Genomic DNA, 25,096 nt, shown 5'->3' with positions numbered 1-25,096 from the left:
TGCCCGGCTCGCGCGGGGCCGGGCACCGGTGCAGTGCTGTGGAGAGCAGATGGGGACGTGTGAGCCGGACCGCGCTGGCAGTGCACCAGCATGCCCGGGTCCTGGACGAACGGTTTGTGCCGCACGTGCACCGCTTGGCTGTGACGGGCAAGAATCCCGACCAGGACTGAATGTTGCTGCGAACACGCGGGCTTGCCGCGCTGTCGGCGCACGTCGTAGCGGGGCACGCCCGATCGCGTGGCGAGCGAACAGGTGACCGATTACTTCCACGATGAAGCTCCGCCCGTCGATCCCGGAACAGACGATCCTCGCCCTCCGCACTCTGACGGCCTGTGTCGACGACGACCTGTCCTCGCGGAGAGGAGACCCCCTGATGGCCGGACCGGGGCACCAGCGATGGGTCGATCCGGCAGCTGGCCGGCCGTCCCCGCGCCACACGATCCTGCCGATCCCGGACAAGGGGCCGTTCTCCGTCGGCTTCGACGAGCTGTTCGTGCGGGCTTCGGCGTCCGTGCAGGCCCGGCCGGACCTGGTCGAGGGGATGGAGGCACTGCAGGACCCGCCCGATCTGGGCCAGGTCATCGCCGGGCAGAAGGAGGTGCTCGCGGCCGTGGTCGACACCTCGTTCACCCGCTGTGTGGCGGTGGCCGCGCGGCTGCACGAGATGCTCGTGGAGCAGCTTGCTGCCGAGCGGCCGGCCGATCTCGGGCGACTCGAATCGCTCGTCGCCTCTCGCTCGATGCGCGCAAACTCCAAGGGCTGGCACCTCTCGGATATCGACAACGCGCAGGTCGCGTTGCTCCAGGACGCCGTGTCTGGCGCCCAGGGGCAACGGGAGTTCCGGACGCTGCACACCGAATGGGAAGTTCAGCGGCGCGAGGTTTTGACGGGGCTGGGCTCGGCCATGGTGTCGGTCGCGGTGGCCGCGCTCAACGACGCACTCGCCGCGGACGCGGCACCGCGGATGACCGTCAAGTCCTACGACGGGCTGCGGGAGACCGTGACCACGGACCGGATCGTCGTCACCGAAGCATACCTGCAGCTCGAGCGAATGCTCCGCGGGCGCAACGAAGGCAGTTTCGGCGTCGCCGGGCCGCGTGGAGCAGGCAAGAGCACACTCGTGCGGTTCTTCGCGAGCACGCCCGGGGTCCGATGGCCGGGCGAGGACCACCCGGCCGGGCGCAAGCGGCTCGGTGTGGTCGTGTCGGCACCGGTCACCTACGAGCCCCGGGAATTCATTCTGCACCTTTACGCCGAGCTGTGTTCGGCGGTGCTCGGCGACCGGCAGGTGCCGCTCCGACCGGTCTGGACCCGCCGGACCACCCCGGCGCTCGGCATCCCCCGGTTCATGGTGAAGACCGCCCTGGCCACACTGGGCGCGGCAGCGCTGACCGGCGCCACTGGTCTGCTGGCCGTGGCCGCGTGGCGCCGGCCGCCCTGGACCTGGCACCCCCTCACCGACGCGGGCGCACTCCTGGTTCTCGTCGCCGCGTTGACGTTCGGGGTGCTGCTGCAGAGCAGTCCCCCGAAATACCGGCGCAGACCGGCCCTTCGGAAGCGCCGGGCCAGACTGGCCAGCAGGAAGGACCGGGCCAGACTGGCCGCCCCGATGCCGGAGGGCCGTCCTCTCCGGGGAGCGATCGTCTCGGCGACAGCCGTTGCCGGGGTGGTGCTGATGTTCGCGGCCGAAGACGCGGCCGGGAGCCGGGCGGTGGTTCTGGCGAGCGCGGCACTGGTGGCCCTCGGCTACCCGGCCGCCCGCTTCGCCCGGCTCATCCACCACAACGAACTGCAGTCCCTGTCTGCTTCGAGTCCTTTTGCAATCGAAGGCCGGGGCGTCGCCCGGGACCGGTTGAGCGAGCTGGCGTTCGACCACCTCCGGAGGATCCGCTTCCAGCAGAGCCTCTCCCTCGAGCGGTCAGTGGCAGTGAAGGCGGCGACCGGCGGTGCCGGCCTCGACGTCGGCGGGAAACGCGGTGAAACCTGGCAGGAGCGGCCGAAGACCTATCCCGAGATCGTCGCCGACCTCCGCGCTTTCCTCGCCGCCGCCGCGGAGCAGTTCGTCGTCGTGGTGGGTGTCGACGAGCTCGACAAGCTGCGGTCCCATGAGGACGTCGAGGCCTTCCTCAACGACATCAAGGGTGTCTTCGGCACACCGGGGTGCTTCTTCCTGGTCTCGGTGTCCGAGGACGCCGCAGCCGGGTTCGAGCGCCGTGGCGTGCCGTTCCGCGACGTCTTCGACAGTGCCTTCGACGACGTCATTTCGGTGCAGCACCTCGACCTGCGCAGCGCCCGGAAGATCCTGCACGGCCTCCTGCTCGGCTGGACCGAACCCTTTGTGGGGCTGTGCTACGTGCTGTCCGGCGGCCTCCCCCGCGACCTTCGCCGCATCGCCCGGGAACTCGTCTCCCACCGCGACGAGGCCGACGGAATCGAGCTGGGCACAGCCGCGCTCGCCATGTCGCGGCGGGAACTCGGGGCTCGCATCCGGGCGATCCGGCACGAGCTGATGCGAGACCCGTTCGATCCCGCCATGATCGATCTCCTCACCCGCGTGGCCGACCTCCGCCCGGCCACGGTGACCCGCACCGATCTGATGAGGTGGCACGACGAACTGACCGCGTGGGCGTCGTCGGCGACTCCGCCCGGCGAGCCGGCGCCGACCGCCGTCCGGCTCTGTTCGGAGCTCGCCGCCCTTTCGCTGCTGGCGGCGACTGTCCTCGCGTTCTTCGACCAGGACAGCAATCCCGACCGCATCCGCGAGGCCGAACGGCCGGACGTCGGCGCGAGAAGCCTCGCCGTCCTCGCCGTGGCGAGGCGGACGCTCGCGCAAAGCCCGGGCCTTTCGCTGGCGTACACCGGGCGTTTCCGCGCCGCCTGGGGACTATGAACGATGGCCGTCCCCGGTCACTGCCCGGCTCTCGCCCGGGCGATGACCTCTTCGAGCCGCAGCGGGCTGGCCGGGTGGTGGGTCAGGCACAGCGGCGTCGCCACCTGGCGGAAGCCGAACGCCTCCCCCGCCACGTAGAACTGCGCGCGTTCGAGCCGCGAGATGTCCGCGACCGGGCTCCCCTTCGCCCGGGCCAGCTCGTTGGCGGCCGCGATCTGGGCCGGGCTGTTGAGGCGGCCGAAGAACTGCGTCATCGCGTTGCCGACCACCTGGTTGTGCAGGCCCTTGGGTGCCTGGGTCGCGAACAACAGCCCCAGACCGTACTTCCGGGCCTGCGAAGCGAGCACGATCGTGCTGCGCGTGCTCGCCGTGAGACTCCCGGAGGACGCCAGCGTCTGGGCTTCGTCCATGACGAACAGCGCACCCAGCGGCCGGTCGCCCGCCGGGTGGCGTTTGATCCAGGCGAACAGTTCCATCTGCAGCTGGTTGACGAAGTTCTGCCGCTGTTCTTCGGCGGGCAGCCCGACGAAGCTGATCACCGAGACGCGGGCCCGTTTGCCGCCGGCCGGCGTCAGCAGCGCGCCGGGGTCGACGGGCTCGCCGCCGCCGGCGAAGAGCGGGTCGTTGACCATCGCGGCCTTGAGGACTTCGGCCAGGTCGGCGGCGATGCGCTTGCCGTCGTTGAGGGTGCTGACGTCCTCGGGCAGGTCCGACATGAGCTCGATCAGCTCCGGCAGGCTGCGCGACCCGGTCCGCGCGTGGTGGACGACGGCCTGCCGGAGCACGGCGAGCCCGATGTTGGCCTTGGCGGTGGTCCCGGTGAGCCGGGCCTGCGGGGCGAGCGTCGCCACGGCCACCTCGACGGCGGCGGTGAATTCGTCGGTGTCGTCGAGAACGCCGGCGAAGTCGGGCAGCGGCCGGAAGGCCAGCGGCCGCCCGGTGGCCCGCCCGGGCGTCCAGACGACGACATCGGTGTCGGCGAGGTACTGCTCGGCCAGCTCGGCGTCACCGTTCTGCCAGCCGCCCGGCGGCTCGGGCCAGGCGTCCCCGAGGCGCGCGAGGTCGTTGTTGGGGTCCAGGACGATCGCCGAGACGCCGAGCAGGGCACATTCCTCGATGATCCGCCGGAGCAGCACGGTTTTCCCGGACCCGGAACCGGCGAAGACGGCGGCGTGCTTGCGCAGGGCGGAGAGTTCGATCCGCACCGGCTCCCCGGAACCGACGACGGCGCCCAGGGTGATTTCCCCGGCGCCCGGCGGCGGGTGCGTCCCTTCGGTGGGCTGCCCCGGCGGCTTCCCGGATGCCGTTTCCGACGGCTTCTCGGGCAGAACGGCGGCCAGTAGGTCCGACCGGCTGGCCGGGCGCCGGTCGATCAGCCACTCGTGCAGCTCGCGGCCGCCGTTGCCGAGCATCTTCTGCAACGCCCAGAAGGTCCGCACATCGGCATCCGAAAGCCGGATCGTCCGCCCGCCCGCGGCCGCGAACTTCTCGACCTCTTCGCGCGTCTTGGCCCCGCGCCCCCAGGCGTCCCGGAGGATGACCAGGTGCCGGTTGTCCACGCCTTGGCGCTGTCCCGCCTCGGACCGCGCCTTGCGGAACCGGCTCAGCGCCGCCCGCGGATCGCGGGCCGCGATCGCCCGGAAGACCCAGTGCTCCTGCAGGTCCGCGGTTTCGTCGAGCGTGCGGGTCAGCCAGGCGTGCACCTCGCTCAGCCCGGCCTGGCGCTCGCACGACCACTCCATGTCGTCGTCGCCGACCTCGGTGACCCAGCACCGCAGCCCGGCGGAGAGCAGCCCCGGCATCACCCGGTCCACGATCGACTCGGCGAGCAGCTTCCCGGGATCGACCTCCGCCTGCAGCTTCTCGAACTCGGCGTCGAGTTCGGCGAACCGGTCGTTCTCGACCTCGGTCCGCACGGGGGCGACCGGCACCGGAGCCTTCTCGTCGAAGGAGGCGAGTTCCCTGGCCTCGCCGGCCCGCAGGCACCCGTCGATGTGGGCACCGATGCGCTTGAGCAGTTCGCGCGGAGTCCATTGTTCCCAAGGGCCCTCGAACGCCTCGGGCGCCACGGGCCAGGTCGGGTGTGGCGGGGTGAAGCCCATCGATTCGTAGGCCACCCCGAGCCGCTTCTCCACCAGCGCCTGTCCCAGCGCGGCGTCGGTGATCCGGCCCAGCGTCCCCGTTTCCCGGAAGCGATCGGGTACGGTGCCCGACGCCTTCGACTTGATCTGCACCCACGTGGACGGCAGGCAGGCCAGCACGGTGAGGGTCTTGTGGGTGACTTCGCGCAAGCCCATCAGCCCGTCGGCGATCTGCGCCACGAGCAGATCCTCCCCGATGTCTTTACCCATGCCCTGCTTGGACCGCGCGACGAGGGTGTCGAGCTGATCGACGGCGATCACGACCGGCCCGGTGAGCGCGAGCAGCCGGGTGATCTCCTGCACGAGGACCCGCGACGGTTTCGGCCGCGAGTAGATGTTCCACTCGCGGGCTTCGGAGGTCAGCTCGGTGTCACCGTCCAGGTAGTCCTCGCCGATGTACTTGGTAGCGCGGTCCCGGCTCGCGATGAGCACGAGCGCCCGCGCGGTGTCCCCGCACTCGTCGGCGACCACCTCGCTGAGCGACCCGATCCCGTCGACGAAAGCTTCCACGTCGGCGGGAGTCAGCCCGCGCCCGCGCCGGATCCTCGCCTCGACATCGGCGTCGACGTGGGCCCGCAGGCAGACGCGCAGCAGGAACCTCTTCAGCTGCGACTCACCCGAGTCGTCCGCACGGGCCAGGCCACGGCGCAGCGCCTCGGCGGTGTTCTCCCAGAACGCCTCGGCCGCGGTCACGTCGTCGAGGAAGAAGTACCCCCGTGCGCGGTGGACCCGGCGCCGGACGAGCCCGAGCAGATGGGTCTTGCCGACCCCTTTCTGCCCGCGCATGACGAGCCCGATCGGGCTGGGCCCGTCGCTGGCCACGGCGTCGCGGATCCCGGTGTCGAGCGAGGCGAGCGCGTCGGCATGCAGACCGTCCACGTGAAAGGGAGAGTCCCGCCAGACGTGGTCCGGGGTGTCCGCCCAGTCGAAGCTCAACGTCGCCAGTGCTGTGAGCTCGTCCATCATCACGCCTCGAACGAGACGAAGTGGTTGTCTTCGCCGCCGATGCGGATCGCCGCCTCGTGATCGGCGGCGGTGAGGGCCTTGCGGTTGTCCTCCGGCACCAGGTGCACCGTCCCGGCGCGGCTCAGTTCCTTGAGCACCACATCGACTTCCGCGGCCGGCGCGCCGAGCTTCGGCCGCAGGTCGACCAGCCCGACCCAGCCGCGCGGCTCCTTCACCAGTTCGCGGTAGGCGACCCGGATGCGGTCCGCCAGGTCGGCCGGCGGGCTTCCGTTCGCGCTCTGCGCCGGGCCGAAGATGTCGAACAGCCGTTTGTTCTCGCGCCGGAGGTAGCCGTCCAGTCCGCCGAGCAGCACGTACAGCGCCGTCGCCAGCGGGCTCTGGCCTCGTTGCGGAGGTGGTTCGCCTTCCCCGAGCTCCTGCTCGCACCACGCCCAGCCGCTGTCGCTCAGCTGGTGCACGTAGCTCCGCCTCGGCCCGGTCCGGTCGCTGTCCACGTAGCCGAGCTTGTTCAGCCCGGTGCGTTCGGTGCCGGTCAGAGTGAAGCCGACCAGCTCCGCCAGCTCCTGGTTGGGCACTTCACGGCCCAGCACCATCAGCGTGAACATCGCCGCGGTCTGTTTGTGTCCCAAGCGGTCGGTCATCCGAGATCCTTCCGGTGGTTCGGCTTCGTCGTGGTCGGGGCGAGGGTGCGCAGGAGCCGGTCGATCGACCGGCGGATCTCCGGGAGGGCCGCGTGGTGGCCGTCGCCGTTCGGGGACCGGGGTTTGACCGCCACCGCCAGGTCCGCCGCCAGCTCGCGTCCGCGGAGGTCGTCGCCCGCTTCCACCGCCGCCTGCAGGTCCGTCACCAGCTCGCCGACCAGGTCCCAGCGGGACGGGCGCAGCCGGGATCCGCGGACCTGGGCGAGCAGCGCGGGCAGGTCGGAGTCGTCGCCGGCCGGTGGAGCGACGCCCTTCAGCTGGGCGACCAGGTCCTGGGCCACGCCGGCCGGCCCGCGGGCGCCGAGCCGCAGGTAGCGGAGGTTGCCGACGTACCCCGTGAGCCCGGCCGCCTCGGTGCCCGGCGTCAGGACCGGGATCACCCGGCGGTCCTGGCCGAGCGACCGCTGCAGGAACAGCTCGACCTCGGCCTGCTGCCAACGGTTCACCTTGCCGTCGACGATCAGGCACAGGTGCCGGGCGTCGTCCTCGGCCCGCTCCAGCAGCGACTGGTCGCCCGACAACGACTTCACGGCTCGGACTCCCAGCTTCCCCAGTTCCGCGATCAGCTCGCCGCCGCGCTGGACGAACGGCCGCGGGATGCTGACCCGCAGTTCGTGCTTGAACTTCCGGTGGCTCGCCCGCACCGCCGCCACGTAGGCGTCGCGGTTCTCCGCCAGCAGGTCCGTGCGGTCGAAGCGGTAGGCGATCACCGCCGCGACCGTCTCGAGGGCGAAGGCGATCTGGTCCGCGCTCGGCGTCTTCTCCGACAACACCGGCAGTTGCTCGCCAAAACTCCAGTAGGACACGTATGGCAGCGTCAGGTGGCGGGCCATCGTCTCCGGGGCGACGCCCTGGTCGAGCCACGCGCGGTACAGCTCGGCCGTCTCCGCGACGACGATCTTGCGCCACTCCTCCGACCGGCCGTACTCCTCCCGATTGTCGAACCGCGACAGCACCGGCAGGACGGTCAGCCGGGACCGGTCGAACGGCAGGAGGTTGCGCGCCGCGTCGGCGCGCCGGGCGGCGTCCATCGCCCCGCGGATGCTCTGCTGGTTCGCCGTGAACAGCAGCACGAGGTGGTCCGGGAGGTGCGCGGTGCAGATGCCGCCGATGTCGGAAATCCCGGTGCGGCTGTCGATGAGCACGAAGTCGTAGTCGTTCGTCCACTGCTCACGGCACTTCTCCAGGTACTCGCCGAACCCCTCGTCGTACAGCGCTTCCCAGTCGATCGCCTGGACCTGTCCGACGTAGTCGTCGTCCTCGCGCCCGGCCGGCAGGAAGTCGAGCGCGCCGGCCCGCCGCAGCCGCAGCACGTGGGCCTCCGGGGCGAACCGGCCGGCCCGGAAGTCGCTGACGAGGTCGACCACACCGCCGCTGGGCCGCCCCGGCAGCCGCGGCCGGAAGTAGTCGCCGAGGCCGGGAGCCTCGAGGTCCCAGTCCAGGCAGAGCACCCGGTGGCCCCAGCGGGCGAGCAGCACGGCGATGTTGGCCAGCGTGAAGCTGCGGCCGACGCCGCCCTTGTAGGAGTAGAAGGTGAACACCGACCCCGGCATCCGTCAGAACCTCGGCATCCGCGCCGGCTTCGGCGGCTCGGGATCCGGCGTGTGCACCGGCCAGTCCGACCGCCAGTCCGGCGCTCGTTCGATGAGTTCTTCGAGCTCACCGGCGATCTGCTGCATCTGCAGGTTGAAGTCGAGATACGCCGGCGCGGCCTGGAAGTGCTCGAACGGGTGGTTCCACTGCTGCAGGTCCCGCAAGCGCCGCTCGTGGGCCCAGTCCGGGAAGTTCCGGGAGTCGCAGAAGATCACCGGGTAGATCAACGGTCGCGTGCGCGTGGTCAACGCCTCCCGCTTGGCCATCGAATGCCACTCCGCCAGGCACCATTCGTCCCGGAAGTACTTCGGCGAGCACACCGGCACCAGCACCCGGGTGCGCAGCAGGGCGGTGCGCACCTCCCCCGCCCAGCTCGCGCCGGTGCGGACCTGGTCGTCGCAGAAAATCCGGACGTCCCGGTAGAAGTTGTTGTCGAGCACCTCGGCCAGCCGGGGGCGGAAATGATTCTTCACCCACGCCGAAATGTCCCGGCCGGCACGTTGGTAGCTGATGAACACGTCGTACTCGTACACGCGTGCCTTCGCTCCTTCACCGCTCCCACCAGGCAACGGCCCATCCTAGGCCGCGCCCGCGCGCTGGGAGAAGGCGGGAAACTGGACAGAATGATGCCAATATCTGGCCACCGGGAGATTATCTTGCCACCCGGCTCGAAAAGCTTGACAAACGCGGAATCGGCGGATAGATGACAGGGCAGCGCGCCCGGCGCGCATATTCTTTTTCCGCACACCGATCAGCCGATCGGTGAATCACCGACTCGACGGGGAGGGGCACCGATGCCCGACCGTGCCGCGCCCCGGGTGTTCGTGACCTACTCGCACGACACCCCGGAACACAAGAAACTCGTGCACAGCTTCGCGTCGTTCCTGCGCGCCGGGATCGGCTTGGACGTGCACCTCGACGCCTGGTACGACAACACGCGCCGGGACTGGTCGTTGTGGGCCACCGAAAACCTGGAGAAGGCGGACTTCATCCTGGTCATCGCCTCGCCCGACTACAAACGCCGTGCCGACGGCACCGCGATGCCCCACGAGGGGCGGGGTGCCCAGTTCGAAGCGGCGATCCTTCGGAACAACCTCACCCGAGACCTGCGCCGCGAAACCGAACGGGTGTTGCCGGTCGTCCTGCCCGGCCGCTCCGTCGACGAGATCCCCGTCTTCCTCAACGCACACTCGACGACGAGGTACCACATCGACGAGTTCACCGAAGCCGGCGTCGCCGACCTCGTCGCCGCGATCACCGGGCAGGGCCAGTATCCGATGCCCCGGCGCGGCACCTGGAACGGCGGCGCCCACGAGAAGCAGCACGTTCCCGCGAGCGAATTGCCGTGGCTGTGCGCCAGCAAGGGGGTGAAACGCGGCGCCGCGGACATCGACGGCGTCCACTACGAGCAGAGCATCGTCCTGCGACCGGCCGCACCGCCGGCCACCGGGCCGGGGTTCGTCGAACTCGACCTCGGCGGCAACTACCGGCGGTTCACCACCGTGGCCGGAGTCCTCGACGACGCCGCGGACCCGTTCCAGGTCGGCCGGGTCCGGGTGGTGCTCGACGGCACCCCGCGATCCGAACACGACGTCTCGGCCGGGAAACCGGCCGCCATCGATCTCGACGTGACCGGTGCGCGCCTGTTGCGCCTGGAGCTGTCCCGGCCGCCCGCGCCGGCGTCGCCGGTGCGGTCCGCGGCGGTCGTCGTGACGAGGCGGGGTGGCCGGCCGCCCGAACTCGGGCTCGGCGACCCGACGATGACCTAACGCGCGGCCGCTTCGCGGCAGCCGGCCAGGTCCACCTCGCGGAGAGCCGCGCCGACGCCCGCCAAGGCGACCGCGTTCATCGACAACGACGTCACACCCAGCCCTATCAGCACCGGTGCCAGGGCCGGGTCCGCCGCCGCCTCGCCGCACACGCCCACCGGCTTTCCCGCCGCCACGCCCGCTTCCGCGACCATTCCCACCAGGCGCAGCAGCGCCGGCTGGTCCGGGGCGTTCAACGCCGCCACCGCGCCCAGCTGGCGGTCCGCCGCGAACACGTACTGGGCCAGGTCGTTCGTTCCCAGCGACACGAAGTCGACCTCCGCGAGAATCGCATCGGCGCACAACGCCGCCGCCGGGATCTCGATCATCACGCCCACTCGCGCGATGCCCGCCGCGCGGGCGTGCGCCGCGAACCAGGCCGCTTCCCCAGCCGTCGCCACCATCGGGGCCATCACCGACAGGTCCACTCCCGTGTCCCCGGCCGCCGCCGCGATCGCCGACAGCTGGTGGTCCAGCAGCTCCGGGCGGTCGAACGCCACCCGGAGGCCGCGAACCCCCAAGGCCGGGTTGGGTTCCTCGCCCATCGGCAGGAACGCGAGGGGCTTGTCGGAACCCGCGTCCAGGGTCCGGACGACGACCGGCTTGCCCGCGAACGGGGCCAGCACCGCCGCGTACGCCGCCCGCTGCTCGGCCTCCGTCGGCTCCGAAACCGCTGACAGGTAACAGAATTCGGTGCGGAACAGGCCGACTCCCTCCGCACCGGCCGCCGCCGCGGCCGCGGCGTCCGCCGGCGATCCGACGTTGGCCAGCAGCTTCACGCGGTGGCCGTCGGCGAGGCGGCCGATGCCGTCCCACGTCGGGCGGGATGTCCGGGCCGGCGCGCGGACCGTGCCGTCCGACGGCGTCACCGTGCCCGCGGAACCGTCGACCGCGAGGCCGGGGCTGTCCAGCGCCAGCACCCCGGCGCACGCCACCACCGCGGGAATGCCCAGCGCCCGCGCCAGGATCGCGGTGTGGCTCGTCGGGCCGCCTTCCGCTGTCACCAGAGCCAGGACCAGGTCCGGGTCGAGCCCGGCGGTGTCGGCCGGGGCGAGGTCGCGGGCCACCAGCACGCTCGGCGACGTCAGGTCCGGCACGCCCGGCGGAGCCACGCCCAGCAGGGCCGCGACGATCCGGTCGCGGACGTCGGCGACGTCCCGGGCACGCTCGGCCATGTAGCCGCCCGCGGCCTGCAGCGCCGCGATGAACTCCGCGGCCGCCTCCCACACCGCCCGTGGTGCCGGGAGCGAACGCGTGTGGACGAGCTTCTCCGCGGACGCCGTCAACGCCGGATCTGCCGCCATCGCCGCCGTCGTCTCCAGTACCGATCGGGCATCTCCGGACACGGAACGGGCACGATCGGACAACGCAGCTGCCACCGAGGCCGCCGCCTGCCCGATCTTGCCCGCTTCGGCCTCGGGGTCCGCGGGAGCGGGCGAGGAAGCGGGTTCGGGCAGGTCAGCGGCCACGAGGACGCGGGGACCGTCGACCCGCCCGGGGCTGACACCGACTCCGGACAACTGCATTTCGGGACCTCCGGAACAAAGGATCTCGTAACTGGGGATTGACAGTACGGTAACAACGGGCACAATCAAACGGCAACGGGCAAACATCGGAGAGGAACGGGCATGTACGCCGCCGAACGGCATCAGCTCCTGGCGCAACGCGCACGACGCGACGGCCGTGTCGACGTCGGTGACGTCGCCGCCGAACTCGGTGTCGCCCCCGAGACCATCCGCCGCGACCTCGGCGTCCTCGAACGCCAGGGCGTGGTCCGCCGCGTCTACGGCGGCGCGGTCGCCGTCGAGCGGCTCGACTTCGAACCCGAGGTCGCGCAGCGGGACCGGACCAACGCCGCCGAGAAGGACGCGATCGCCCGGGCTGCCCTGGACCTCGTGCCCGACCGCGGCTCGATCCTGCTCGACGCGGGCACCACGACCAGCAGGCTCGCGACGCTGCTGCCGGCCGACCGCGAGCTGACGGTGATCACCAACTCGATCCCGATCGCCTCGATCCTGGCCACCCGCCCGGGCATCACGCTGCACATCCTGGGCGGCCGCGTCCGCGGGACGACGCTCGCCGCGGTCGAGGCGTGGACGCTGCGCGCGCTCGAAGGCCTGCTCGTCGACGTCGCTTTCCTCGGTGCCAACGGCTTTTCGGCCGAGCACGGCTGCACGACGCCGGACATGGCCGAGTCCGCCGTGAAGGCCGCCGTGGTCGCCGCGGCGCGCAAGCGGGTGCTGCTGGCCGACCACAGCAAGTACGGCACCGACCAGCTGAGCCGCTTCGCGCGGCTGACGGAGATCGACGTCCTGGTCACCGACAGCGGGATCGATGCCGGCGCGGTGGCCGAACTCGAAGAGGCGGGCCCGGAGGTGGTGCTGGCGTGATCGTCACCGTGACCCCCAACCCCAGCCTCGACCGGACCTTGCAGCTGGCCGAGCTGCGCCGCGGCGAGGTGCTGCGGGCGTCGGCCGTCCGGCTCGATCCCGGCGGGAAGGGCGTGAACGTCGCCCGCGCGCTCACCGCCGCGGGCACCCCGACCGTCGCGCTGCTGCCCGCCGGCGGCCCGGTCGGCGAGCGGCTGGCCGACCTGCTCGCACCCGAAGGCGTCCCGGTCGTCGCGGTGCCGATCGCCGGGTCGACCCGCAGCAACATCACGCTCGTCGAAGCCGACGGCACCACGACGAAGATCAACGAGCCGGGCCCGGAGATCTCCCCCGCCGAACTCGCCACCCTCGAACGCCGCGCCGTCGAGCTGGCCGCGCGCGGCGAATGGCTGGTGTGCTGCGGCAGTCTCCCGGCCGGCGTGCCCGACGACTTCTACGCGCGGCTGACGAAACTCGCCCACGAAGCCGGGGCGAAGGTCGCTGTCGACGCCTCCGGCGCCCCCCTCGCCGCCGCCTGCGCGAGCGGCCCGGACCTGCTCAAGCCGAACCTCGACGAGCTCATCGAGCTCGCCGGCCGCCCGCTGCCGCTGCTCGGCGACGTCGTCGCGTTCTGCCGGGAGCTGATCTCCGGCGGCGTCGGCCGCGTGCTGGTCAGCCTGGGCGCGCGCGGCGCGGTGCTCGTCGAGGAGACCGAAACCTGCCACGCGCTCGGCCCGCTCGTGGCCGTGCGCAGCACCGTCGGCGCCGGAGACGCCGCACTCGCCGGGTTCCTCCACGCGGGAGGAACCGGCCCCCGAGCCCTGCGGACCGCGGTCGCCTACGGCACCGCCGCGGTCACGCAGGAGGGCAGCCGCATGCCCACCCCGCAGGACGTGCACCCCGACCAGGTGCGCGTGCTCGACGCCGACCCCACCTTCACCCTCAGCGGAGCCGCCGCATGACCACCCCAGACCTGATCACCGCCGACCTGGTCGACCTCGGCCTGGCCGCGACCGACAAGCAGAGCGCCGTGCGCGCGCTCGCCGAGCGGCTCGTCTCCGCCGGGCGGGTGACCGACCTCGACCTGTTCTTGAAGGACGTGGCCGCCCGCGAGGAGCAGATGGCCACCGGGCTCGAAGGCGGCATCGGCATCCCCCACTGCCGCTCGGCCGCGGTCACGACGCCGACGCTGGCGTTCGGCCGCAGCGACGCGGGCATCGACTTCGGCGCGCCGGACGGTCCGGCGAAGCTGATCTTCCTCATCGCCGCACCGGAAGGCGGCGGCAGCGAGCACCTGAAGGTGCTGGCCGCCCTCGCCCGGCGGCTGGTCCGGGCGGAGTTCAAGCAGCACCTCCTGGACGCCGCCGACCCCGCCGCCGTCGCCGAGTACATCCGCCAGGAGGTGGCCTGATCATGAAGTTCGTCGCCATCACCGCCTGCCCCACCGGGATCGCCCACACCTACATGGCGGCCGAGTCGCTGGAGCAGACCGCCAAGGCCAACGGCGACGAGATCGTCGTCGAGACCCAGGGATCGGCCGGGTCCGAGCCGCTGTCCGCCGAGGACATCGCGAGCGCGGACGTCGTCATCTTCGCCGCGGACCTCACGGTGCAGGGCCGGGACCGCTTCGCCGGGAAGCCGATCGTCGAGGCGCCGGTCAAGGCCGCGATCAACGACGCGGCCGGGTTGTTCGAACGCGCCAAGGCGGCGGCCCGGGAACCCGCCCCCGCCGCGGCGACCGCCCCGGAACTCACCTCGAAGGTCGGCGCGAACGACCGGACCGGCACCAAGATCCGCCAGTGGCTGATGACCGGCGTCAGCTACCTCATCCCGTTCGTCGCCGCGGGCGGGCTGCTGATCGCGCTGAGTTTCGCACTCGGCGGCTACCAGATCGTCGACGCGCCGAAGGTCACCGAGCACTTCGACGCGGGGTCGGTGACCGGCTGGGCCGCGCTGATGTTCCAGATCGGCAGCGCCGCCTTCGACTTCCTGGTGCCGGTGCTGGCCGGGTTCATCGCCTTCGCGATGGCCGACCGCCCGGCGATCGCCCCCGGTTTCGTGGGTGGCGCGATCGCCGTCACCGTCGGCGCCGGCTTCCTCGGCGGCCTGGTCGCCGGGCTCCTGGCCGGTGGAGTGGTGCTGGCGCTGAAGAAGATCCAGGTGCCGAAGGCGATGCGTGGCATCATGCCGGTGGTCGTCTACCCGCTGCTCGGGTCCATTGTGGTCGGTGTGCTGATGTACGTCGTGGTCGGCAAGCCGATGGCGGCGGCCACGTCGGGCCTGACGAGCTGGCTCAACAGCCTCAGCGGCGCCAGCGCCCTGCTGCTGGGCGCGCTGCTCGGCCTGATGATGGCCTTCGACATGGGCGGCCCGGTCAACAAGGCGGCGTACGCCTTCGCGGTCGGTGGCCTGACCACCGGCGCGACGGCGTCGCTGCAGATCATGGCCGCGGTGATGGCGGCCGGCATGGTGCCGCCGCTGGCGCTCGCGCTGGCGTCGACGGTCCGCAAGAAGCTGTTCACCGAGGCCGAGCGCGAGAACGGCCGCGCGGCCTGGCTGCTCGGCGCGTCGTTCATCACCGAAGGCGCGATCCCGTTCGCGGCCGCGGACCCGTTCCGCGTGATCCCGTCGATCATGCTCGGCTCGGCGGTCACCGGCTCGCTGTCGATGGCGTTCGGTGCCACGCTGCGCGCCCCGCACGGCGGCATCTTCGTGCTCCCGCTGATCGGCAACCCGCTGATGTTCCTGGTAGCACTGATCGCCGGGACGCTGGTCGCGGCCGGGTCGGTGATCGCGCTCAAGCAGGTGCGCTTCCGTGCGGTCGAGCGTTCCGCCGCCGTTTCCAGCCGGCCCGTCAACGCGTGAAGGAGTCCACTGTGTACCAACGCCGCACGCTCGTCGCCAGCAGCGTCGGGCTCCACGCCCGGCCCGCGGGCCTGGTCGCGAAGTCGGCCGCCGGTCAGCCCGCGAAGGTGCAGATCGCCAAGGTCAGCGACGGGGTCGCGGGTGACCCGGTCGACGCCGCCAGCGTCCTCGGGTTGATGACGCTGGGCGCGGGTTTCGGGGACGAGGTGGAGCTGACGGCCGAGGGTGACCAGGCGCAGACGTCGGTCGACGCCTTGGCGGAACTGATCGCCCAGGACCTCGACGCCTGACCAGACTCCCGCTGTTGGCAACCGGCCAGCGCCCCAAGGCGGCCTTCGGTGCGTCTGACGCACCGAAGGCCGCCTTGGGTGCGTCACACGCACCCAAGGCCGCCTTGGGGCGCTCGGGTCAGGCGGGGCCGAGCAGCGCGATCGACGCGCGCACCGCGAGCTCGGTGACATCCCCCGCCCGGCCGCCGTCCTCGACGGTGGTTGCGATCAGCTCCCGCAAGCCGCCCAGAAGCATGATCGACAGCTGGCGGGACGGGGGGCTGATCCCCGCCGCGCGCATCTCGGCCGTGTCCGTCAGCCGCTGCGTCATCGCGATGAACCCCTCCATCGCGTCGCGCTGCAGTTCGCGGGCCGAAGCACCCAACGCGGGTACGTCCCGGATCCAGCTCAGCGTGATCGCCGGCTCGGATTCCGCGCAGGCGATCCACGCCTCGATCGCCTGGCGGACCTGGACCGCCCACGGTGCGCGCGGATCCACCGCCTCCGAGATCTGCCGGATCATCGACCGGTTCGCCTCCGCCAGCAGTGCGATCAAGCACTCTTCACGACTGGAGAAGTGCTCGTAGAACGTCCGGCGGGACGTGCGGGCGCGGCGGACGATCTCGGCCACCGTCGTGTCGCGGAAACCGGCATCGGTGATCGACGCGGCCAGCCCGTCCAGCAGCCGTTGCCGGTGCCGGCGAGTGTCGACGTCCACGGAAGTCACGTTATACCCTCCCCTTGAAACCGGATGGTACACCGGCGTACCGTACCGACGGTACGTTCGCGTACCACCTCCGGGAGGGTCGATGACGACCATGACACGCCCCGCGACGCTGCCGCCGGGGCCCACCGCATCACGTGCCGTCCAGGGCGCCTACGCGCTGACCCAGCCACTGCGCGGCATGCGGCGGCTCAAAGAACGCTACGGGGACGCCTTCACGGTGAACGTGCCGATCTTCGGCAACGCCGTGGTGATCAGCGACCCCGCCGAGATCAAGCAGCTGTTCACCTCCGGGCCGGAACTCGTCGACAACCTCGAGGTCAACCTCGGGCGCGTGCTCGGCTCCCGGTCGATGTTCGCGCTGTCCGGCGCCGAGCACAAACGGCAGCGCAAGCTGCTCGTCCCGCCGTTCCACGGGCGCCGCCTCGCCGCGTACGAGAAGATCGTCGAGGAGGAAACCGAGCGCGAACTGGCGACCTGGCCCGAAGACGAAGCCTTCGCCACGCTGCCGTCGATGATGCGGATCACCCTCAACGCCATCCTCCGCGCCGTCTTCGGCGCCGAAGGGGCCGAGTTCGACGAACTGCGCGAGCTGCTCCCGCCGTTCGTCACCCTCGGCTCGCGGCTGGCCGTGCTGCCCATCCCCAAGAAGGGCCGCCTCAACCCGTGGCGTCGCTTCGAACGGATGCGCCGGGAGTACGACGCCATCGTCGACCGGCTCATCGCCAAGGCCCGCGCCGAAGACAGGGACGACGTCCTCTCGATGATGCTGCAGACCCGCTACGACGACGGGTCCGGGCTGAGCCGCGAAGACATCTCCGACCAGCTCCTCACCCTGCTCACCGCCGGGCACGAGACCACGGCGACCACCCTGGCCTGGGCGGTCGAGCGCCTCCGCCGTCACCCGGCGCTGCTGGCGGAACTGAAGGACGACGACGGAAAGCTCCTCGACGCCACCATCCTCGAGGTCCAGCGCAGCCGCCCGGTCATCGACCTCACCGCCCGGCAGGTCAAGCAGGACGGCTTCCGGCTCGGCCGGTGGACGCTGCCGAAGGGGTACGCGGTGCTCGTCAGCATCGCGCTGATCCACGACGACGACGCCGTCTTCCCGCACGCGGCCACGTTCGACCCGCACCGCTTCGCGGGGGCGCGCCCGGACCTCTACCAGTGGATCCCGTTCGGCGGCGGCACCCGCCGCTGCCTCGGCGCCGCTTTCGCGACGATGGAGATGACCGTCGTGCTGCGGACCCTGCTGCGGGACTTCACGCTGGTACCGACGTCAGCGCCCGGCGAACGCTGGCACTCGCGGGGCGTGGCCTACGCCCCGGCCAAGGGCGGCCGCGCGGTCGTGCGCCGCCGGAACACCGGAGGAGATTCGTGACCGAACAGATCGCCGACGCCGGCCGGGGCATTTCCCTGGCCTACGAACGGATCGGGGATGCCGGCGCCGAGCCGCTGGTTCTCGTCGCCGGGCTCGGCCAGCAGCTGCACAGCTGGCCGGACGCCTTCTGCGCGGAGCTCGCCGGACGCGGCTACGAGGTCATCCGGTTCGACAACCGCGACGCCGGGCGCTCGACGCACCCGCGCTTCCGGCCGCCGAGCCTCCTCGGCATGCTCGCGGGCCGGTTCCCCGCGCAGCAGTACGACCTGACGGACATGGCCGCCGACACCGCCGGCCTGTTCGACGCCCTGGATCTCGAAACCGCCCACATCGCCGGGGTCTCCATGGGCGGCATGATCTCCCAGACCACGGCGGCGCTGTACCCGGACCGGATCCGCACCCTGACGTCGGTCATGTCGACGACCGGGTCGCGCCTGCTCGGCCGCCCCGCGCTCTCGACGTTGCGGATGATGGGTGCGAAGCCGCCGAAGTCCCGTGAGGAGGCGGTGGAAAGCGCCGTGCGGATGTTTCGCCACATCGGCTCGCACGGCTTCCCGTTCGACGAGGCCCGCGTCCGCGAGTCGGCCGGCACGGGCTGGGACCGCGACCCGACCGCCGGCGGCGTGGGCCGTCAGCTCGCCGCGATCATGAAGTCCGGCAACCGGACGCCGCTGCTGCGCAAGATCACCGCGCCGACGCTGGTGATCCACGGTGACCGCGACCGGATGGTGCACCCCACCGGCGGCGCCGCCACCGCCCGGGCCATCCGCGGCGCCCGGCTCGAAACCGTCCGCGGGATGGGCCACGACCTGCCCGAACGCGCGTGGCCGACGATCCTCGACCTGCTCGATGAACACGCGAGGAGCAGCGATGTCCCGGCCCCGTAGTGCCAATCCGACCGAAAGTAGGTGGAGACGGTCCGCAGCCGATCCGCGCGAGGCAACGGTTTCCGCCGTGACTGCCGTCGGATTGGCACGTAAACGGCACAGCATCACCGGCCGCCCGGTCGTGATCACCGGCGCGGCGTCCGGCATCGGCCGCGCGCTGGCCACCCGCCTGTCCCGGCTCGGCTCGCCGGTCGCCCTCGCCGACGTCGACGAAGACGGCCTCAAGGTCACCGCGGCCGCGTTGTCCGGGAAGGTGCTGACCCGCGTCCTCGACGTCCGCGACGCCGAAGACCAGCTGCGGTTCGCCGCGGAGGTCCGCGAGTGGCTCCCGGCACCGCTGGCCGCGGTGTTCAACAACGCCGGCGTCGCGGTGACCTCGAGCGTGCTCGACGCGGTGCCCGAGGACGACGACTGGCTGCACGACATCAACTTCCGCGGGGTCGTGCACGGGACGCGGGCGTTCCTGCCGATCCTCGTCGAGCAGGGTGAAGGCGCGATCGTGAACACCTCCAGCGTGTACGGACTGCTCGGGATGCCGTACCAGAGCGCGTACTGCGCGGCGAAGTTCGCCGTCCGCGGCTTCACCGAGTCGCTGCGGCAGGAACTGCGCGGCACCGACGTCCGCGCGGTGACCGTCCACCCGGGCGGCATCACGACGAACATCGCGCGCAACGCCCGGGTGCGCCGCGACCCCGAGGGCCGGGGCCGCACCCACGAGCAGATGGCCGCGCAGTTCGAGGCGATGACGATGACGTCGCCGGACAAGGCCGCGGCGATCATCCACGCCGGCGTCGACCGCGGGAAGGCACGCATCCTGGTCGGCCCGGACGCCTACCTGTTCGACGCGCTCGCCCGCATCACCCCCACCCACTACAACGCCGTGCTGACGCGTGTGCTGCAGCGCGCCCGCCGGACGGAGGCTCCGCTGCCATGACCGAACACCTCGACGTGCTGATCGTCGGCGCCGGGCTGTCCGGCGTCGGCGCCGCCCATCACCTGCGGACGGCGTTCCCGCGCAAGAGCTACACGATCCTCGAAGCCCGCGACGCGATCGGCGGCACGTGGGACCTGTTCCGCTACCCGGGTGTCCGGTCCGATTCGGACATGCAGACCCTCGGCTACCGGTTCCGGCCGTGGACCGACGCGAAGGCCATCGCGGACGGGCCGTCGATCCTGCGGTACGTCCGGGACACCGCCGCCGACGCCGGGATCGACCGCCACATCCGCTTCGGCCACCAGGTGGTCCGCGCCGCCTGGTCCACCGAGGACGCCCGGTGGACGGTCGAAGCCGAGCACGACGGGAAACCGGTCGAGTTCACCGCGAAGTTCCTGTACCTGTGCAGCGGCTACTACGACTACGCGGCCGGCCATACCCCGGAGTTCCCCGGTCTCGAGCACTTCGGCGGCACCGTCGTCCACCCGCAGCACTGGCCCGAGGACCTGGACTACACCGGCAAGAAGGTCGTCGTCATCGGCAGCGGCGCCACCGCGGTCACGCTCGTCCCGGCGATGACCGACCGCGCCGCGCACGTGACGATGCTGCAGCGCTCCCCCAGCTACATCCTGTCGCTGCCGTCGGAGGACGCGCTGGCCAACCGGCTGCGCAAGGTGCTCGGCCCGAAGCTGGCCTACCCGATCGCGCGCTGGAAGAACGTCGCGGTGAGCACGCTGATCTACCAGCTCAGCCGGCGCCGCCCGGGCGTGGTGAAGGCGCTGATCCGCAAGGCCACGGCCAAGCAGCTGCCGCCCGGGTTCGCCGTCGACACCCACTTCAAGCCGCGGTACCAGCCCTGGGACCAGCGGCTGTGCCTGGTCCCGGACGGCGATCTGTTCCGGTCCATCAAGCGCGGCGACGCCTCGATCGTCACCGACCGGATCGCTTCCTTCACGAAAACCGGCATCCGGCTCGAATCGGGCGACGAGCTCGAGGCGGACGTCGTCGTCACCGCCACCGGGCTGCGGCTGCTGGCCTTCGGCGGCATCGAGCTGTCGGTGGACGGCAACCCGGTGAAGCTGCCGGAAACCATGGCCTACAAGGGCATGATGCTCAGCGGCGTGCCGAACTTCGCCTTCACGATCGGCTACACGAACGCGTCGTGGACGCTCAAGGCCGACCTGGTCGGCGAGTACGTCGTCCGGCTGCTGCGCCACCTCGACCGGCACGGCCACGACCAGTGCGTCCCGGTCAACGACGACCCGGCGGTCACCGAGCGGCCGTTGCTGGACTTCGACGCCGGGTACGTCCTGCGCTCGATCGACGAGTTCCCGAAAGCGGGTTCGCGGGCCCCGTGGCAGCTGGGCATGAGCTACGCGCACGACGTCGTCAAGCTGCGGCACGGGCGGATCGACGACGGCGCGCTGAAGTTCTCGCGGCGGCCCGGGGCGGGAGCGGGCAGACTGAGCGCATGACGCTCGGTACCTCGCCCGCCCGGGTCCGCTGACATGCACTCCGCGGGACTTGTGCTGCACCCCCGCCGCGACTCCGCGGCCGCCGTCGAAGCCGTGCTCGGCTGGGCAGACAACCGGAACATCGAGGTCCTCGGCATCGCCGACGAGATCGTCCGGCTGAACTGCGCCGCGAAGGGGGTGACGGCCGAGGAGCTCGGGCGCCGGTCCGACCTGCTGGTCAGCCTGGGCGGCGACGGCACGATGCTGCGGGCCATGCGGCTGGCCGACGGGCAGCGGGCGCCGGTGCTCGGGGTGAACCTCGGCAAGCTCGGCTTCCTGGCCGAGGTCGACGTCCCCGACCTGCCCGGCGCGCTCTCGGCCATCGACGACCACGAGTTCACGGTGGAGCCGCGGCTGGCCGTGGACGCGGTGCTGCAGGGGCGCCGGATCACGGCGTTCAACGACATCGCGGTGGTGCGCGTGCCCGGCGAGGGCAGCGCGGTGGTCGCCGTCCGCGTCGGGGGCCAGCCGTTCGTGAGCTACTCGGCCGACGCGGTGATCGTGGCGACCCCGACCGGCTCGACGGCGTACAGCTTCTCGGCGGGCGGCCCGATCACGAGCCCGGCGGTGGAGGCTCTGCTGGTGACACCGGCGGCGCCGCACTCGGCGTACAGCCGGGGCGTGGTGCTCTCGGTGCACGACGAGGTCACCCTGGAGCTGCTGCCCACCAGCGGCCGGCTCGCGGTGGAGGTGGACGGCCAGGTCGAGGGGTACATCTCCGCGGGCGAACGGCTCGACCTGCGCGCCCGGCCGAGCGCGGCGCGGGTGGTCCGGCTCGGGATGACGACGTTCTACCAGCGGGCCCGGCGCAAGCTGCGGCTCACGGACTCGGCCGAAATCCCCCAGGACGGCGACCACTGACGGTGTCCTGCGTCACAGCACGGGTGCGTCGGCAATGGTCACGGAAAGGTCACGGGTAGCGTCCGCGCCTGCGCCTGAACCAGCCGAACCGTCCCGGAGTGTTTCCCCACATGCTGTGTCCCGCACCCGTCCGTCCCCGCCTGCGCGCCCGCTTGCTCGTCCCCGGGGCGCTCGCCGCCTTCGCCGGCGCCGTCGTCCTGCTCACCGTGCTGCACGTCGACCGCCGGCTCGCGCCCCTCGACCCGGTCACCACGATGCTCAGCGACTACGCGCTGAGCCGGGGCCGCTGGATGTGGGACGGCGCGCTGCTGCTGACCAGCACCGGCTCGGCCCTGCTGCTCGTCGCCCTCTACCGCCGCGGCCTGCTGGCCAACCCGGCGCTCGTGGTGGCGAAGGCGCTGTGGTGCGTGAGTCTCCTGGCGGTGGCGGTGTTCGCGAAGGATCCGCAGGGCGGAGCGATCACCGCGACGGGCAAGATCCACCTGTACGCCTCGGCGGTGACGTGCCTGAGCCTGCCGGTCGTCGGCTGGGCGATGGGCCGCCGCCACCGCGACGACCCGCGCTGGCGGCGGTTCGCGACGTGGTCCCGGCGGCTGGCCCTGGCGGCGATCCCGTTCTACCTGCCGTTCATCGTCCCGTTCGCGGTGAACGTCATCCTCGGCGGCCACCTGCCGACCGTGGCGACCGGCCTGGTCGAGCGGTTGATGATGGTCCTGGAGATCGCGTTGCTGGGTGTCCTGGGCCACTGGGCCCACCGGGCGATGCCGGCCGCAGTCCTGTTCCGGCCTCGTGCTCAGGTCTCGCCCGCCTGACCGAGGCTCCCCAGGAACCGGGACTGCACGACTTCCGCGACGACCGCCTGCACGATGATGTCCCGCGACCGGATCGCGCACCGGAGTCCTTGCCGGAAGAACAGCACGCCGGCGAGGCCGGCGGCCGCGGTGATCGCCCCGGCGAGCCACGGCCCGGCCCCGGAGCCCCACACGAGAACGACCGCGAGCACCACCAACGGCGGCGTCACGTTGATCCGGAAGGTGGCCTCGGCGAGCGCGCGGTCGTAGCGGTTGTACAGGTCGACGTTGGCCGCTTGCAGCCTCGTCGCCAACTGCCGCTCTTCCCGCATGATGCCGGACGCCAGGTACGACACCGGGTGCTCGGCCGCGTCGGGCTCGTTCCCCTCGGCGGCGAATTCGTGCAGGTCACGCTGGGTCTGGCCGGACAGCGGGTAGACCCCGGTGCGGTCGAAGCGACCCCGCCGCGCGAGATCCCGCAGACGGTTGATCCACTGCGGCCGGCCTCCGTGTTCCCAGAGGTGCATCGGGTCGACCTCCAGGAAGGCCCCGAGCAGGTAGGCGGCGAACGACACCACGACCAGCAGGCCGCCTTTTCCCACGTAGGAACCGAGCTCCCACAGGGTGGCGAAGACGTGCTGCGCGGGCCGGGACCTCGGCAGGTGGTCCGCGATCGCGAGCCAACCCACGAGCAGCCACGCGAACCCGCTCGCCACGGGGGTACGCACCTCGCGGACGCCGGGCAGCAGAGAAGTCAGCACGCGAGGGAAGACGCTGGCGCGGGGCCGTTCGCTACACCGCGTCTCCCGGCTGATCGCGGGTGCGGTGCAGGAGCCAGTCGCGGGCGGTGTGGATCAGTGCGTACCGCACCGCGCCGGCCCGGCCGTGCAGGGTGAACAGGATGCGCTTGGCCGTCCGGTCGTGCTCCTCCCACCAGCCCGTGTCCGCGATCTTCTTCGTCTCGTCCTCGTAGGCGAGGTGATCGAAGGCGTGGTCGGGCACGGCGACCGCGAGCCGGTCGGTGGCCGGGTCCGGCGGGAGGCCGCGTGGGACCGCCCATGAGCGCAGCACGCCGTTCTCCTCGAGCCGCAGGTCGAAGTGGTGCTGCGGGCGGAAGTGCTCGTGCAGGACGAACGCCGGACGCCGATCGGTCACGGCGTCCACCATGCCAGATCACCCGGCCCGGCTAGTGTCGCAGAAGGGTCGACGCTCACCAACCCGAGCGCCCCAAGGCGGCCTTCGGTGCGTCAGACGCACCGAAGGCCGCCTTGGGTGCGTCAGACGCAACCAAGGCCGCCTTGGGGCGCTTGACGAGCCGCGGTCAAGGACCTCGGGCGGGCCTCACTAGGTTGGCTCCCACAGGGATTCCAAGGGGAGGCGAAGTGAACGTCGCCGGTGCGGTGCTGCCGGTCGCCGCCGGGGTGGCCCTCGTCGTGTTCGCTGTGCGGCTGGCGCGCGAGCCGCGACGGCTGGGCAATGCCGTGTGGCTCGGCCTGGCAATGCTACTGACCGCGTTGTGGCTGCTGCGCGCGGCGCTGCACCTGGAGGGGCTGACGCCGGTGCTGCTGGGGTTGCTCGGCGTCGTGGCGGTGCTCGTCGCGCTGGTGCTGCCGGCCGCGCTGATCGTCAACGGCGTGCGGATGTGGCGGCGGGAAGGGCGCAGCGCCGGGAACCTGCTGTCCCTCGGCCTGGGCGCCGGGCTGGTCACGCTGGAGGCGCTGGCGTTCGCGCCGCTCGGCCGGTGGGGTTCGGCACTGGTGGCCGTCGCGGCCGTACTGGCCGGCTACTTCGGGTTCCTGTTCCTGTCCCTGCTGGTCTATTCCGTGGTTTACAGCCGGATCGGCCGCCGCAGCGGGTTCGACGCGATCATCGTGCTCGGCTGCGGCCTCGACGGCGAGCGCGTCACACCGCTGCTCGCCGAGCGGCTGGAGCGCGCGATCCGGCTCCACGCCCGGGAGACGACGCCGCCACTGCTCGTCGTCTCCGGCGGGCGGGGTCCCGGCGAGACGGTCACCGAAGCCGAAGCGATGCAGGCGTACCTGCGCGACCGCGGCGTCCCGGACGACCACATCCGGCGCGAGGACCAGGCCCGCACGACCGAGGAGAACCTCCGGTTCGCGGCCCGGCTGCTCCCCGCCGACGCGCGCCGCGTGGTCGCCGTGACCAGCAACTACCACGTGTTCCGGGCCGCGGTCGAGTGCCGCCGGCTCGGCCTGCCGTTCCACGCCACGGGCGCGCCGACGGCCCGGTACTTCCTGCCGAGCGCCCTGCTGCGCGAGTTCGCGGCGCTGATCCTGCACTACCGCCGGACGACGATCGCGGCGTGCGTGCTGATCGTCGGTACCGGCTTCCTTCTGGCGATCTTCGCCTGAGACACCCCTGCCCCGCCGTATAGGTCGTTA

The 25,096-nt window shown here is 71.7% G+C and carries 22 protein-coding genes; 14 read left to right on the top strand and 8 right to left on the bottom strand.

The window, feature by feature from the left end:
• The first annotated feature begins 271 nt into the window (after positions 1–271).
• Positions 272–2,890 carry a hypothetical protein gene (locus tag ACLJQF_RS45075; RefSeq protein ID WP_410616499.1) on the top strand — a complete coding sequence of 873 codons (2,619 nt, stop codon included), beginning with the start codon at positions 272–274 and terminating at the stop codon, positions 2,888–2,890.
• Between the two features lie 17 nt (positions 2,891–2,907).
• Here the strand turns inward: ACLJQF_RS45075 and ACLJQF_RS45070 are convergent, their stop codons facing one another.
• The 4 genes from ACLJQF_RS45070 to ACLJQF_RS45055 are packed head-to-tail and all read right to left on the bottom strand — an operon-like array spanning position 2,908 to position 8,824.
• On the bottom strand, positions 2,908–5,997 hold the full coding sequence (locus ACLJQF_RS45070; protein WP_410616497.1) for an ATP-binding protein: 3,090 nt from the start codon (positions 5,995–5,997) through the stop codon (positions 2,908–2,910).
• Positions 5,997–6,638 carry a hypothetical protein gene (locus ACLJQF_RS45065; protein ID WP_410616495.1) on the bottom strand — a complete coding sequence of 214 codons (642 nt, stop codon included), beginning with the start codon at positions 6,636–6,638 and terminating at the stop codon, positions 5,997–5,999. The genes ACLJQF_RS45070 and ACLJQF_RS45065 overlap by 1 nt, the downstream gene beginning before the upstream one ends.
• Positions 6,635–8,251, bottom strand: coding sequence for a KGGVGR-motif variant AAA ATPase (locus ACLJQF_RS45060; RefSeq protein ID WP_410616493.1), 1,617 nt, complete (start codon positions 8,249–8,251; stop codon positions 6,635–6,637). The genes ACLJQF_RS45065 and ACLJQF_RS45060 overlap by 4 nt, the downstream gene beginning before the upstream one ends.
• Before the next feature lie 3 nt (positions 8,252–8,254).
• A complete protein-coding gene (locus ACLJQF_RS45055) occupies positions 8,255–8,824 on the bottom strand; it encodes a TIR domain-containing protein (RefSeq protein ID WP_410616492.1) in 570 nt (189 codons plus the stop codon).
• A 261-nt stretch (positions 8,825–9,085) separates the two neighbouring features.
• Here ACLJQF_RS45055 and ACLJQF_RS45050 point away from each other — a divergent pair, with 261 nt between their 5' ends.
• Positions 9,086–10,060 (top strand): SEFIR domain-containing protein, encoded by a 975-nt coding sequence (locus ACLJQF_RS45050; RefSeq protein ID WP_410616490.1) that lies wholly within the window; start codon positions 9,086–9,088, stop codon positions 10,058–10,060.
• On the opposite strand, the gene ptsP is transcribed toward ACLJQF_RS45050, so the two are convergent.
• Positions 10,057–11,625 (bottom strand): phosphoenolpyruvate--protein phosphotransferase, encoded by a 1,569-nt coding sequence (ptsP, locus tag ACLJQF_RS45045; protein WP_410616489.1) that lies wholly within the window; start codon positions 11,623–11,625, stop codon positions 10,057–10,059. The two genes, ACLJQF_RS45050 and ptsP, sit on opposite strands and share 4 nt — an antisense overlap.
• Positions 11,626–11,727: 102 nt before the next feature.
• Here ptsP and ACLJQF_RS45040 point away from each other — a divergent pair, with 102 nt between their 5' ends.
• From ACLJQF_RS45040 to ACLJQF_RS45020, 5 genes are read left to right on the top strand one after another with little or no spacing between them, the layout of a single operon-like run.
• The gene (locus ACLJQF_RS45040; RefSeq protein WP_410616488.1) at positions 11,728–12,489 is read left to right on the top strand and encodes a DeoR/GlpR family DNA-binding transcription regulator; all 762 of its coding nucleotides are present in this window, start codon (positions 11,728–11,730) and stop codon (positions 12,487–12,489) included.
• Positions 12,486–13,430, top strand: coding sequence for a 1-phosphofructokinase (gene pfkB, locus ACLJQF_RS45035; protein ID WP_410616487.1), 945 nt, complete (start codon positions 12,486–12,488; stop codon positions 13,428–13,430). Before ACLJQF_RS45040 ends, pfkB begins: the two co-directional genes overlap by 4 nt.
• A complete protein-coding gene (locus tag ACLJQF_RS45030; RefSeq protein WP_410616486.1) occupies positions 13,427–13,879 on the top strand; it encodes a PTS sugar transporter subunit IIA in 453 nt (150 codons plus the stop codon). The genes pfkB and ACLJQF_RS45030 overlap by 4 nt, the downstream gene beginning before the upstream one ends.
• A 2-nt stretch (positions 13,880–13,881) precedes the next feature.
• Positions 13,882–15,333, top strand: coding sequence for a PTS fructose transporter subunit IIC (locus ACLJQF_RS45025; protein ID WP_410616485.1), 1,452 nt, complete (start codon positions 13,882–13,884; stop codon positions 15,331–15,333).
• A gap of 11 nt (positions 15,334–15,344) precedes the next feature.
• Entirely contained in the window at positions 15,345–15,623 is a 279-nt protein-coding gene (locus tag ACLJQF_RS45020; RefSeq protein ID WP_410616483.1) for an HPr family phosphocarrier protein, read from the top strand.
• Between the two features lie 118 nt (positions 15,624–15,741).
• On the opposite strand, the gene ACLJQF_RS45015 is transcribed toward ACLJQF_RS45020, so the two are convergent.
• Positions 15,742–16,329: a TetR/AcrR family transcriptional regulator gene (locus ACLJQF_RS45015; protein WP_410616481.1), complete on the bottom strand. Its 588-nt coding sequence runs from the start codon at positions 16,327–16,329 to the stop codon at positions 15,742–15,744.
• Positions 16,330–16,411: 82 nt separating this feature from the next.
• On the opposite strand from ACLJQF_RS45015, the gene ACLJQF_RS45010 reads away from it, so the two are divergent.
• The 6 genes from ACLJQF_RS45010 to ACLJQF_RS44985 all read left to right on the top strand — a co-directional run bounded on the left by ACLJQF_RS45010 (position 16,412) and on the right by ACLJQF_RS44985 (position 22,715).
• Positions 16,412–17,707, top strand: coding sequence for a cytochrome P450 (locus ACLJQF_RS45010; protein ID WP_410616479.1), 1,296 nt, complete (start codon positions 16,412–16,414; stop codon positions 17,705–17,707).
• A complete protein-coding gene (locus ACLJQF_RS45005; RefSeq protein WP_410616477.1) occupies positions 17,704–18,594 on the top strand; it encodes an alpha/beta fold hydrolase in 891 nt (296 codons plus the stop codon). Before ACLJQF_RS45010 ends, ACLJQF_RS45005 begins: the two co-directional genes overlap by 4 nt.
• A gap of 67 nt (positions 18,595–18,661) precedes the next feature.
• Complete coding sequence (locus tag ACLJQF_RS45000) at positions 18,662–19,528, top strand: SDR family NAD(P)-dependent oxidoreductase (RefSeq protein ID WP_410616475.1); 867 nt, start codon at positions 18,662–18,664, stop codon at positions 19,526–19,528.
• Positions 19,525–21,003 (top strand): flavin-containing monooxygenase, encoded by a 1,479-nt coding sequence (locus tag ACLJQF_RS44995; protein ID WP_410616474.1) that lies wholly within the window; start codon positions 19,525–19,527, stop codon positions 21,001–21,003. The genes ACLJQF_RS45000 and ACLJQF_RS44995 overlap by 4 nt, the downstream gene beginning before the upstream one ends.
• A gap of 33 nt (positions 21,004–21,036) precedes the next feature.
• Positions 21,037–21,903, top strand: coding sequence for an NAD(+)/NADH kinase (locus tag ACLJQF_RS44990; protein WP_410616472.1), 867 nt, complete (start codon positions 21,037–21,039; stop codon positions 21,901–21,903).
• 110 nt (positions 21,904–22,013) lie between these two features.
• On the top strand, positions 22,014–22,715 hold the full coding sequence (locus tag ACLJQF_RS44985) for a DUF998 domain-containing protein (protein WP_410616470.1): 702 nt from the start codon (positions 22,014–22,016) through the stop codon (positions 22,713–22,715).
• Here ACLJQF_RS44985 and ACLJQF_RS44980 read toward each other — a convergent pair.
• Positions 22,697–23,455 carry a hypothetical protein gene (locus ACLJQF_RS44980; RefSeq protein WP_410616469.1) on the bottom strand — a complete coding sequence of 253 codons (759 nt, stop codon included), beginning with the start codon at positions 23,453–23,455 and terminating at the stop codon, positions 22,697–22,699. The genes ACLJQF_RS44985 and ACLJQF_RS44980 overlap by 19 nt on opposite strands.
• A 31-nt stretch (positions 23,456–23,486) precedes the next feature.
• Entirely contained in the window at positions 23,487–23,849 is a 363-nt protein-coding gene (locus ACLJQF_RS44975) for a DNA polymerase ligase N-terminal domain-containing protein (protein ID WP_410616468.1), read from the bottom strand.
• A 227-nt stretch (positions 23,850–24,076) separates the two neighbouring features.
• Here ACLJQF_RS44975 and ACLJQF_RS44970 point away from each other — a divergent pair, with 227 nt between their 5' ends.
• Positions 24,077–25,066 carry a YdcF family protein gene (locus ACLJQF_RS44970; RefSeq protein ID WP_410616467.1) on the top strand — a complete coding sequence of 330 codons (990 nt, stop codon included), beginning with the start codon at positions 24,077–24,079 and terminating at the stop codon, positions 25,064–25,066.
• The last annotated feature ends 30 nt before the right edge of the window (positions 25,067–25,096 follow it).

This window comes from Amycolatopsis sp. lyj-109 (assembly GCF_046548995.1).
Taxonomy (GTDB): domain Bacteria; phylum Actinomycetota; class Actinomycetes; order Mycobacteriales; family Pseudonocardiaceae; genus Amycolatopsis.
This window is presented reverse-complemented; position numbering and strand designations above follow the sequence as displayed.

What these genes read in the sequence shown, in the direction of transcription:
- ACLJQF_RS45075 (WP_410616499.1), top strand. Translation starts at nt 272, where the DNA reads ATGAAGCTCCGCCCGTCGATCCCGGAACAGACGATCCTCGCCCTCCGC.
- ACLJQF_RS45070 (WP_410616497.1), bottom strand. Translation starts at nt 5,997, where the DNA reads ATGATGGACGAGCTCACAGCACTGGCGACGTTGAGCTTCGACTGGGCG.
- ACLJQF_RS45065 (WP_410616495.1), bottom strand. Translation starts at nt 6,638, where the DNA reads ATGACCGACCGCTTGGGACACAAACAGACCGCGGCGATGTTCACGCTG.
- ACLJQF_RS45060 (WP_410616493.1), bottom strand. Translation starts at nt 8,251, where the DNA reads ATGCCGGGGTCGGTGTTCACCTTCTACTCCTACAAGGGCGGCGTCGGC.
- ACLJQF_RS45050 (WP_410616490.1), top strand. Translation starts at nt 9,086, where the DNA reads ATGCCCGACCGTGCCGCGCCCCGGGTGTTCGTGACCTACTCGCACGAC.
- ptsP (WP_410616489.1), bottom strand. Translation starts at nt 11,625, where the DNA reads ATGCAGTTGTCCGGAGTCGGTGTCAGCCCCGGGCGGGTCGACGGTCCC.
- ACLJQF_RS45040 (WP_410616488.1), top strand. Translation starts at nt 11,728, where the DNA reads ATGTACGCCGCCGAACGGCATCAGCTCCTGGCGCAACGCGCACGACGC.
- ACLJQF_RS45030 (WP_410616486.1), top strand. Translation starts at nt 13,427, where the DNA reads ATGACCACCCCAGACCTGATCACCGCCGACCTGGTCGACCTCGGCCTG.
- ACLJQF_RS45025 (WP_410616485.1), top strand. Translation starts at nt 13,882, where the DNA reads ATGAAGTTCGTCGCCATCACCGCCTGCCCCACCGGGATCGCCCACACC.
- ACLJQF_RS45010 (WP_410616479.1), top strand. Translation starts at nt 16,412, where the DNA reads ATGACGACCATGACACGCCCCGCGACGCTGCCGCCGGGGCCCACCGCA.
- ACLJQF_RS44995 (WP_410616474.1), top strand. Translation starts at nt 19,525, where the DNA reads ATGACCGAACACCTCGACGTGCTGATCGTCGGCGCCGGGCTGTCCGGC.
- ACLJQF_RS44990 (WP_410616472.1), top strand. Translation starts at nt 21,037, where the DNA reads ATGCACTCCGCGGGACTTGTGCTGCACCCCCGCCGCGACTCCGCGGCC.
- ACLJQF_RS44985 (WP_410616470.1), top strand. Translation starts at nt 22,014, where the DNA reads ATGCTGTGTCCCGCACCCGTCCGTCCCCGCCTGCGCGCCCGCTTGCTC.